The sequence below is a fragment of the Mycobacterium sp. genome, assembly GCF_049280035.1.
Lineage (GTDB): Bacteria > Actinomycetota > Actinomycetes > Mycobacteriales > Mycobacteriaceae > Mycobacterium.
Genome location: NZ_JBAPPI010000534.1, coordinates 1 through 9,205, shown reverse-complemented (window position 1 = coordinate 9,205; position 9,205 = coordinate 1). Strand labels below are relative to the sequence as shown.

General features: G+C 67.1%; 10 protein-coding genes. 7 read left to right on the top strand and 3 right to left on the bottom strand.

Annotated elements, in window-relative coordinates; genetic code table 11:
* On the bottom strand, positions 1-485 hold a 485-nt coding region (locus WAN71_RS17410; RefSeq protein ID WP_422226525.1), incomplete at its 3' end, for a YncE family protein.
* 213 nt (positions 486-698) lie between these two features.
* A complete protein-coding gene (gene ychF, locus WAN71_RS17405) occupies positions 699-1,796 on the bottom strand; it encodes a redox-regulated ATPase YchF (RefSeq protein ID WP_422226524.1) in 1,098 nt (365 codons plus the stop codon).
* Positions 1,797-1,903: 107 nt separating this feature from the next.
* Here ychF and WAN71_RS17400 point away from each other — a divergent pair, with 107 nt between their 5' ends.
* Complete coding sequence (locus WAN71_RS17400) at positions 1,904-3,016, top strand: DUF6542 domain-containing protein (protein WP_422226523.1); 1,113 nt, start codon at positions 1,904-1,906, stop codon at positions 3,014-3,016.
* 2 nt (positions 3,017-3,018) lie between these two features.
* Here the strand turns inward: WAN71_RS17400 and WAN71_RS17395 are convergent, their stop codons facing one another.
* The gene (locus WAN71_RS17395) at positions 3,019-4,026 is read right to left on the bottom strand and encodes a 4-hydroxy-3-methylbut-2-enyl diphosphate reductase (RefSeq protein ID WP_422226522.1); all 1,008 of its coding nucleotides are present in this window, start codon (positions 4,024-4,026) and stop codon (positions 3,019-3,021) included.
* Between the two features lie 89 nt (positions 4,027-4,115).
* Here WAN71_RS17395 and WAN71_RS17390 point away from each other — a divergent pair, with 89 nt between their 5' ends.
* From WAN71_RS17390 to WAN71_RS17365, 6 genes are all read left to right on the top strand, one after another.
* Positions 4,116-4,697, top strand: coding sequence for a lipid droplet-associated protein (locus WAN71_RS17390; protein WP_422226521.1), 582 nt, complete (start codon positions 4,116-4,118; stop codon positions 4,695-4,697).
* Between the two features lie 8 nt (positions 4,698-4,705).
* Positions 4,706-5,962: an exodeoxyribonuclease VII large subunit gene (xseA, locus tag WAN71_RS17385; protein ID WP_422226520.1), complete on the top strand. Its 1,257-nt coding sequence runs from the start codon at positions 4,706-4,708 to the stop codon at positions 5,960-5,962.
* Positions 5,955-6,218: an exodeoxyribonuclease VII small subunit gene (locus WAN71_RS17380; protein ID WP_422226519.1), complete on the top strand. Its 264-nt coding sequence runs from the start codon at positions 5,955-5,957 to the stop codon at positions 6,216-6,218. Before xseA ends, WAN71_RS17380 begins: the two co-directional genes overlap by 8 nt.
* A gap of 63 nt (positions 6,219-6,281) precedes the next feature.
* The gene (locus WAN71_RS17375) at positions 6,282-7,394 is read left to right on the top strand and encodes a 3-beta-hydroxysteroid dehydrogenase (RefSeq protein WP_422226518.1); all 1,113 of its coding nucleotides are present in this window, start codon (positions 6,282-6,284) and stop codon (positions 7,392-7,394) included.
* Positions 7,395-7,517: 123 nt separating this feature from the next.
* Positions 7,518-8,585, top strand: a complete 1,068-nt coding sequence (locus WAN71_RS17370; RefSeq protein WP_422226517.1) for an NAD-dependent epimerase/dehydratase family protein — start codon at positions 7,518-7,520, stop codon at positions 8,583-8,585.
* A partial coding sequence (locus WAN71_RS17365) for an SDR family NAD(P)-dependent oxidoreductase (RefSeq protein WP_422226516.1) occupies positions 8,582-9,205 on the top strand: 624 nt, incomplete at its 3' end. The genes WAN71_RS17370 and WAN71_RS17365, both read left to right, overlap by 4 nt.

The window sequence follows — 9,205 nt, the reverse complement described above, 5'->3', positions numbered from 1 at the left end:
TTGTTGGTGACGTAGACGGTGTGGGTGCCCGGATCCACCGCCACCCCGAAAGGGTCCTTGCCGACAGGCACGGTGGCGGTGACGGTGCGCGTCGAGGCATCGATCACCGACATTGTGCCGTCGCCGGCGTTGGTGTCGTAGACGGTGTGGGTGCCCGGATCCACCGCCACCCCCCACGGCCTCTTGCCGACAGCCACGGTGACGGTGACGGCGCGCGTCGAGGCGTCGATCACCGAGACCGTGTTGTCCTTGCCGTTGGTGACGTAGACGGTGTGGGTGCCCGGATCCACCGCCACCCCGAAAGGGTCCTTGCCGACAGGCACGGTGGCGGTGACCCGGTAGGTCGGAGCAGTCGGCGGCACGGCCGAGCGTGGGCTCGCCGCCGGACCCCGACCTGTGGACGGGCCCTGACACCCAGATGAGAACAGGGCCAACACGACGGCACTGACGACGGCCACCACGCCGGTGATTACCCGTTTTGGCACGAGTCGTCGGCGCTTTCGGGTTGGTTGATCAGCACCGCTAGCGGTCGTAGGTGCTCTCCTGAGCATCTTTTGCACTTCGGCAGTGTGCACCCAGCGCCTAACCGCCGGATGCACCTTCGTCGAATTCGTTGCGAGCGGAGAAATCTGAGACGCGATTCAGTCAGCTTGCCGGTTTCAGCCGCGGCGCAGCTACCCAACTCAACGGACGCCCGGCTACGCCTTGCTCTTCGACGTAGACGTTGATCCGAACCGGAATTCGACGACGTCGCCGTCGGCCATCACGTAGTCCTTGCCCTCCATGCGCACCTTGCCCGCCGACTTAGCCGCGGCCATCGACCCGGCGGCGACCAGGTCGTCGTAGGACACGATCTCAGCCTTGATGAAGCCCTTCTCGAAGTCGGAGTGGATCACCCCGGCGGCCTTGGGCGCGGTATCGCCTTGATGGATGGTCCACGCCCGTGACTCCTTGGGTCCGGCCGTCAGGAAGGTTTGCAACTTCAGCGTGTGAAAACCGGCCCGCGCCAACGCATCAAGGCCGCGTTCGCTTTGACCGATCGACTCCAGCAGCTCGGCCGCCGACTCGTCGTCAAGCTCAATGAGCTCGGCCTCGATCTTGGCGTCCAGGAAAACTGCGTCCGCCGGCGACACCAGCGCGCGCAGGCCGGCGACCCGGTCAGTATCGGTGAGCACCGCCTCGTCGGCATTGAACACAAAGAGGAACGGTTTGGTGGTCAGCAGATTTAATTCCCGCAATAGCAGCGCATCCGCCCCCGCGGCGAACAGCGTCGTCCCGCCGTCGAGCGTCTGTTGAGCAACCACGGCGGCCTCCTGGAGCGGTTTGCGGTCCTTGCTGTTGCGAGCTTCTTTCTCCAGCCTCGGCACCGCCCGCTCGAGTGTTTGCAGATCGGCCAAGATCAGCTCGGTCTCGACGACCTCGATATCGGATTTGGGGTCCACCTGCCCGGCGACGTGCGTCACATCGTCGTCGGAGAACACCCGCACCACCTGGCAAATCGCATCGCACTCGCGGATATTGGCCAGGAATTTGTTGCCCAGGCCGGCGCCTTCGGAGGCGCCCGCGACGAGGCCGGCGATATCGACGAAGGTCACTGGCGCCGCGACGATGCGCTCCGAGTCGAACATCTCCGCCAACGTCGCCAACCGGGGGTCGGGCAGCGGCACCACGCCCTCGTTCGGCTCGATGGTCGCGAACGGATAGTTCGCGGCCACCACGTTGTTTCTGGTCAACGCGTTGAACAGCGTCGACTTGCCGACATTCGGCAGACCCACGATTCCGAGGCTCAAGCTCACAGGGAGCTAAGTGTAAGAGAGGCCCGGCAGCGTGAAACGTGGCACGCCCACCGCCTGCTTACAAGGTCTTTACGAGGCTTTCGGCGCTGAGCCGGTACGGTCGACATGTGTCAGCACAGCGGACGCGGTCGGCGGTGGCGGCAGATCACCGCTCGATAATCCCCAACATTTCTGGTGTGCCCTGGTGGGCCGCCGTGGTTGTCGCTGTCACTGGCGCCGCTGCGGGCTTCGCCTTCGACGCCGGATCGGGCAAGGAGCTGACGACCGTCTTTGCCGCGCTTTATGTGGCGGGTTGCCTGGCCGCGGTGCTGGCAGTGCGCCAGTCCGGGGTCTTCACCGCGGTCATCCAGCCACCGCTGATCTTGTTCTGCGCGGTGCCCGGGGCGTACTGGCTGTTTAAGGGCGCCAAGTTCACCGGGCTCAAGGACCTGCTGATCAACTGCGGCTATCCGCTGATCGAACGCTTCCCGCTGATGGTGTTCACCACGGGCGGCGTGCTGGTTATCGGCATCATCCGCTGGTCGTTGGATATGGTGATCCGCCCGGTCGCGAGCGCCGAGGTCGATATGGCGAGCGGCGACGCAGAGCCCGCCGCACGGGTCGGCAGGCTTGCGTCACTGTTCGCGGGTCTGCGGCGCGAGTCAGCCGATGATGACACGGCCGACAAAGCCGCGAAGCCAGGTTCGAAGCGAGCCCACGCCGTCAGACGTTCGGCGAAGCCGGCGAGATCGGCCGGATCGGCCGACGCCCGCAGGACGGCGAAACGCACGGCAGCAGCGTCGCGCTCCCGCCATATTCGGCCACCGCTGGACGAAGCAGCCGACCCGACACTTGACCGGGCCCGGCGGCCAAGGCGTACGACGCGCACCCGCGAGCTCGACGGCTCAGAGCCACCCCGGCGCGGCAGATTGCCGCGCGATCCGGACCTGCGTGGTCGGCCGTCGCGGGAGATCCGCCGCGACCCGCATAGTCGCAAGGCTCAACCGACCCGTCCTAGCAGCCGCTTCGACCCCTACGAGCCCGTCGAGCCCTACGAACCCGTGGAGCCTCGTCGCAGGTCCATGCCGAACGGCACATCCGGCGCCACCGCGACACACCACCCGATCTCGCAGGTCCGGTATCGCAGCTCGACCCCGGCTGACGAGCCGCGCGGGGAGCCCCCATCACGTCCCCGGCGGTTGCGCGAGCCCGGAGCTGACTCCTGGGAATACGACGTTTAGACCTAGCCGCTGCGCCGGGTGGGGCGGATCTCGCGCGGCAAGGCGAATACCAGCGTCTCGTTAGCCGTCGTCACGGGCTGCACCACGTCGTAGCCGTACTCGGCCAGCCGCTCCAGCACGCCACGCACCAGCACCTCAGGCACCGATGCACCGGAGGTGACCCCGATCGTGGTGACGCCGTCCAGCCACGCCGGATCGATATCGTCGGCGTAATCCACTAGATGAGCGGCCGCCGACCCGGCGCCCAGGGCAACTTCGACCAACCGCACCGAGTTCGACGAATTGCCCGACCCGACGACAATGACCAGCTCGCACTCCGGCGCCATCGCTTTGACCGCGACCTGCCGATTCTGGGTTGCATAGCAGATGTCGTCGCTCGGCGGGTCCTGCAGTTTCGGGAACCGGGCACGCAGCCGCTGCACGGTCTCCATGGTCTCGTCGACGGACAGCGTGGTCTGGGATAGCCAGATGACCTTGTTCTCGTCTCGAACCGTCACACCGTCGACCGCGCCGGGTCCGTCGACCAGCTGAACATGGTCGGGGGCTTCGCCGGCGGTTCCGACGACTTCCTCGTGGCCCTGGTGACCGATGAGCAGGATGTCGTAGTCGTCGCGGGCAAACCGCTTGGCCTCGTTGTGCACCTTGGTGACCAGCGGGCAGGTGGCGTCGATAACTCGCAGCGACCGCTCGGCCGCCGACGCGTGCACGGTGGGCGCGACGCCGTGCGCGGAAAACACCACGATCGCGCCCTCGGGGACCTCGTCGGTCTCGTCGACGAAAACCGCACCGGCTTTGGCCAGGGTGTCCACCACATGCCGGTTGTGCACGATCTCGTGCCGGACATAGACCGGAGGGCCGTGCTTTTCCAGCGCGCGCTCGACCGTCTCGACGGCGCGGTCGACGCCGGCGCAGTACCCGCGTGGCTCGGCCAGCAGCACCCGCTTGCCGGTCGCCGGCTCGACCGCCGAGCTAGCGGCGCCCGGGATCCCCATGTTGACGGTCGGTGGCATGGCAACCAGGGTACTTTCCGCGGACTCGGGCTCGCCAGCTCGCGCTGTCGGCTTGGAGTTGACCGCAGGTTTAAGGCAGGCTTGACCGCATGGCTACTGCACCGTATGGGTTCAGGCTGCTGGTGGGCGCGGCGACATTCGCCGTCGAGGAGACGATCAAGCTGCCGAAAACCATCCTGATGTATCCGATGACACTGGCCAGTCAGGCCGCGCACATCGTGATGCGATTCCAGCAGAACATCGCCGAGCTGGTGATCAAGGGCGACTCGACCCTGGAGCAGATTTTCCCGCCCAAGGAGGAGCAGCCGGAGTGGGCCACCTTCGACGAGGACTTGGGCGACGACGGTGATGCCGACGCATTCGGCTCCGGCGTCGACCCGACCGACGGCGAGGGCCGCGCCGAAGGACGGTTCGCGCTCTACACCGCGCCCGACTCGCCGACTCGGCCCATTTCCCGCGGGAAAAGGCCGGCCGCCAAGTCCGTGGCTGCGCCCGCAGTGGCCGACGAGCTCGACTACGAAACCTTGACCCTGGCGCAGCTGCGGGCCAGGCTGCAATCGCTCGATCTGGATGAACTCGAGGCTCTGTTGGCCTACGAAGAGGCCACCAAGGCGCGTGCACCGTTCCAGACGCTGCTCGCCAACAGGATCACTCGCGCGACGGTGAGGTGACCGAACCGGTGCCCACTGAACGGGCGGTAGGGACCCGGTCGGCGAATTCGGCCGAGAATCCTTACCCGGTTCGTGCGGTGGCCATCCGCATCGCAGGCTGGATCGACAAGCTGGGCACGGTGTGGGTCGAAGGCCAGTTGACTCAAATCAACATCCGGCCGGGCATCAAGACGGTGTTCATGGTGCTGCGCGACCCTGCGGCCGATATGTCGCTAACCGTAACCGCCCCAAGGGATTTGGTGGACCGCGCGCCGGTCAAACTCGTCGAGGGTGTGCAGGTGGTGGTCTGCGGAAAGCCGAACTTCTTCACCGGACGCGGCACACTGACGTTGCGCGTGTCCGAGATACGCGCGGTGGGGATCGGCGAACTGCTGGCCCGCATCGAGCGGTTGCGACGACTGCTGGACGCCGAGGGGTTGTTCGACCCACGGCTCAAGCGGCCGATCCCGTTCCTGCCGACAATGGTCGGACTGATCACCGGGCGGGCCAGCGCCGCCGAGCGCGACGTCACCACGGTGGCCGCCGCGCGCTGGCCCGCGGTGCAGTTTGCGGTCCGCAACACCGCCGTCCAGGGTCCCAACGCCGTCGCCCAAATTGTCTCGGCGCTAAGCGAACTCGACGCCGACCCGGACGTCGACGTGATCGTGGTGGCCCGCGGCGGCGGCAGCGTCGAGGATCTGCTGCCGTTCTCCGACGAGACGCTGTGCCGCGCGATCGCCGCGTGCCGGACCCCGGTAATCAGTGCGGTCGGTCATGAGCCCGACAACCCGCTGTGCGACCTGGTCGCCGATTTGCGCGCCGCCACTCCCACCGATGCCGCCAAAAAGATCGTCCCGGATACTGCGGCTGAACAACACTTGCTCGACGACCTGCGCCGACGCAGCGCCCAGGCGCTGCGCAACTGGGTGGCTCGCGAACAGCGCGCGCTCGCGCAGTTGCGCAGCCGCCCGGTACTGGCCGAGCCGCTGGCGGCGCTGAGGGTGCGCGCCGAGGAGATTCACCGCGCCCGGTCTGCAGTTCGCCGGGACATCAGCCGACTGATCGACGTGCAGGCCGAGCGCGTCGGTCACTTGTCCGCCCGGCTGGCTACGTTGGGTCCGGCGGCCACTCTGGCCCGTGGCTACGCCGTGGTGCAGACGGTTCCCACGAAGGGGCCCTCGGCGGTGCTCCGGTCGGTCGAGGCTGCCCCGGCGGGCACCAAGCTGCGGGTGCGAGTTGCCGACGGCTCCGTCGCAGCGATCAGCGAAGGACGGACCGATGTCTGAACGGGACAGCGACGCCGCGGCCAAGCCGCGGCAGGCCGACGAGGCTACACCTATTAGTCATCTCGGGTACGAAAAATGCCGGGACGAGCTGATCGAAGTTGTGCGCCTTCTCGAGCAGGGCGGGCTGGATCTGGATGCATCGCTAGCACTGTGGGAAAGAGGCGAACAGCTGGCAAAACGGTGTGAGGAACACTTAGCTGGAGCGCGCAAGCGGGTGACCGATGCGCTGGCAGCCAGCGACCAGGAGGATTCTTGAATCTGAAACCAGTTTGACGGATTGAATTCGAAACTGGAACACGTTTCAGTTATCCTCGTTCCCATGTCTGACACTTCTGGAACATCGCCGACCACCGAGTTGGGCCGGATCCTGGTCACCGGCGGCTCGGGGTTCGTTGGCGCCAACCTGGTGACCACCCTGCTCGACCGTGGCCACCAGGTGCGGTCCTTCGACCGTGCGCCCTCGCCGCTCGCAGCCCACCCGGGGCTGGAGGTGCTGCAGGGCGACATCTGCGACCCGGAGATGGTCGCGGCGGCGGTCGACGGCATCGACACCGTCTTCCACACCGCGGCGATTATCGAATTGCTGGGCGGTGCCTCGGTCACCGACGAGTACCGGCAACGCAGTTTCGCCGTCAACGTCGACGGAACCAAGACCCTGGTGCACGCCGCCCAGGCGGCCGGGGTGCAGCGGTTCGTCTACACGTCGTCCAACAGTGTGGTGATGGGCGGCAAGCCGATCGCCGACGGTGACGAGACGTTGCCCTACACCGACCGGTTCAATGACCTTTACACCGAGACGAAAGTGGTCGCCGAGCGATTTGTTCTGTCCCAGAACGGGATTGACGGGCTGCTGACGTGCGCGGTACGCCCGAGCGGAATCTGGGGCTGTGGCGACCAGACGATGTTTCGCAAGGTGTTCGAAAGTGTGCAGGCCGGCCATGTCAAGATCCTGGTGGGCCGCAAGGCCGCCCGGCTGGATAACTCGTACGTGCACAACCTGATTCACGGCTTCATCCTGGCCGCCGAGCACTTGGTCCCGGGCGGCAGTGCGCCCGGGCAGGCGTACTTCATCAACGACGCCGAACCGGTGAACATGTTCGAGTTCGCGCGACCGGTGGTAGCGGCGTGTGGATATCGCCTGCCCCGGCTTCGGATATCGGGCGCCGCGGTCCGCGCGGCAATGTCGGGCTGGCAGCGCCTGCACTTCCGGTTCGGAATACCGAAACCCCCGCTGGAACCGCTGGCCGTCGAGCGGCTGTATCTGGACAACTACTTCTCGGTGGCCAAGGCCACCCGCGACCTCGGGTATCGACCGTTGCTCACAACCGAGCAGGCGATAGCCGAATGCCTGCCCTACTACACCGAGCTGTTCGACCAGATGAAAGCCACCGCAGCGCCGCCGAGCCGGCAGGCAGCTGAGGCGACGGCGTAGTCAGCGCGTTAGTCGGCCCCCTTTCCGCGCCGGCGACGATGCAGAGCGAAGCGATGAGGAGGAGCGGCGCACGTATCCGCGCCGGCACGTCGCGAAATACACTTTTCGCGAGCTAGGAGGGCAATGTCCGAGACTGTGCTGGTCACCGGGGCGTTCGGATTGGTCGGGTCCGCGACGGTGCAACAGCTGAGCGCCGACGGCCGCCGCGTCGTCGCCACCGACCTCGACATCCCGGCCAATCGCAAGAGCGCAGCCGCCCTGCTGCCGGCCACCGACGTTCGGTGGGCCGACCTCACCGATCCGGCAGCGGTCGCCGCGCTGCTGCGCGACGTCTCGCCCGCGGCGATCATTCATCTTGCCGCGATCATCCCGCCGGTGTGCTACGCGCGGCCGGCGCTGGCCCGTCGCGTCAACGTCGACGCGACGGGATTTTTGATCAACGCAGCCAACACGCTGCCGGCGCCGCCGCGATTCGTGCAAGCCTCGAGCGTCGCCGCCTACGGCGCCCGTAACCCACACCGCATTACCGATGTACTCACCGCGGACACTCCGCTGCGGCCATCCGACATCTACGGCGCCCACAAGGTGGAAGCCGAGCAGCTGGTGCGCGGCTCGGAGCTGGACTGGGTGGTGCTACGCCTGGGCGGCGTACTGACCGCAGAGCCGCGCTTCAACATCGACCTGGACACCCTTTACTTCGAGGCGTCGCTGCCGGTCGACGGGCGCATCCAGACCGTCGACGTGCGTGACGTGGCGCGCGCCTTTGTCGCCGCCACCACCGCGCCGGTGGTCGGCGAGACGTTGCTGATCGGCGGCGACGACTCGCACCGCCACGTCCACGGCGACCTCGCCCCGGCCAGCGCCGCGGCGATGGGCTTGGTGGGTGGAATGCCCGCCGGGCGTAAGGGCAACCCGGACAGCGACGCCGACTGGTTCGCTACCGACTGGATGGACACCGCACGCTCGGTGGAAGCCCTGAAATTCCAACGGGTTTCGTGGGCGCAGCTGCTGGCCGAGATGGCCGACCGAATGGGCTGGCGGCGCTATCCGACGAGGCTGGCGGCTCCGCTGGCCCATGCGCTGCTCAAACGTCGCTCGCCGTACTACCGCTACCCGGGCCGCTACGCCGATCCATGGGGTGTGATCACCGCCAAATGGAATGACTCTCGACCCGACCGGGAGCCAGCATGACCAATCGCGCGGCGGTCGTCGTCGGCGGCGCCTCGGGCATCGGCCGAGCGGTGGCCCAGGCGCTGGCCGCAGATGGCTGCCGGGTGATTGTCGCCGACCGCAACACCGACGGCGCGCGTGCCGTCGCTGCCGAACTCGGCGACCCGCACACCGCCGCGATGGTCGAGGTAACCGACGAGGGCTCGGTACGAACACTTTTCGAACAGGCCGACGCGCTCGACGTAGTGGTCAACACCGCCGGTTACGGCGGAGTCGGGCTGATCACCGAACTGCCCGTCGAAGATTTCCGCTCCGTCGTCGACGTCTGCCTCACCGGCGCTTTCCTGGTGATCAAGCACGGAGCGCCCCGGCTGCGCGACGGCGGGGCGCTGGTGTCGATCAGCTCGCTCAACGGGCGCCAGCCCGCTACGGCGATGAGCGCCTACTGCGCGGCCAAGGCCGGGCTGTCGATGCTGACCCAAGTCGCGGCGCTCGAACTCGCGCCGCACGGTATCCGGGTCAACGCCGTCGCCCCCGGCTTCGTGCACACTCCGCTCACCGAGCCGGCCACCCAGATTCCGGGCGTGCTCGAGGAATACCTGGAGAACACCCCGCTGGGCCGCGCCGGCACTCCCGAGGAC

Coding starts and splice junctions, on each gene's coding strand:
- WAN71_RS17370 (WP_422226517.1), top strand. CDS start 7,518: ATGTCCGAGACTGTGCTGGTCACCGGGGCGTTCGGATTGGTCGGGTCC.
- WAN71_RS17395 (WP_422226522.1), bottom strand. CDS start 4,026: ATGCCACCGACCGTCAACATGGGGATCCCGGGCGCCGCTAGCTCGGCG.
- WAN71_RS17380 (WP_422226519.1), top strand. CDS start 5,955: ATGTCTGAACGGGACAGCGACGCCGCGGCCAAGCCGCGGCAGGCCGAC.
- WAN71_RS17390 (WP_422226521.1), top strand. CDS start 4,116: ATGGCTACTGCACCGTATGGGTTCAGGCTGCTGGTGGGCGCGGCGACA.
- WAN71_RS17375 (WP_422226518.1), top strand. CDS start 6,282: ATGTCTGACACTTCTGGAACATCGCCGACCACCGAGTTGGGCCGGATC.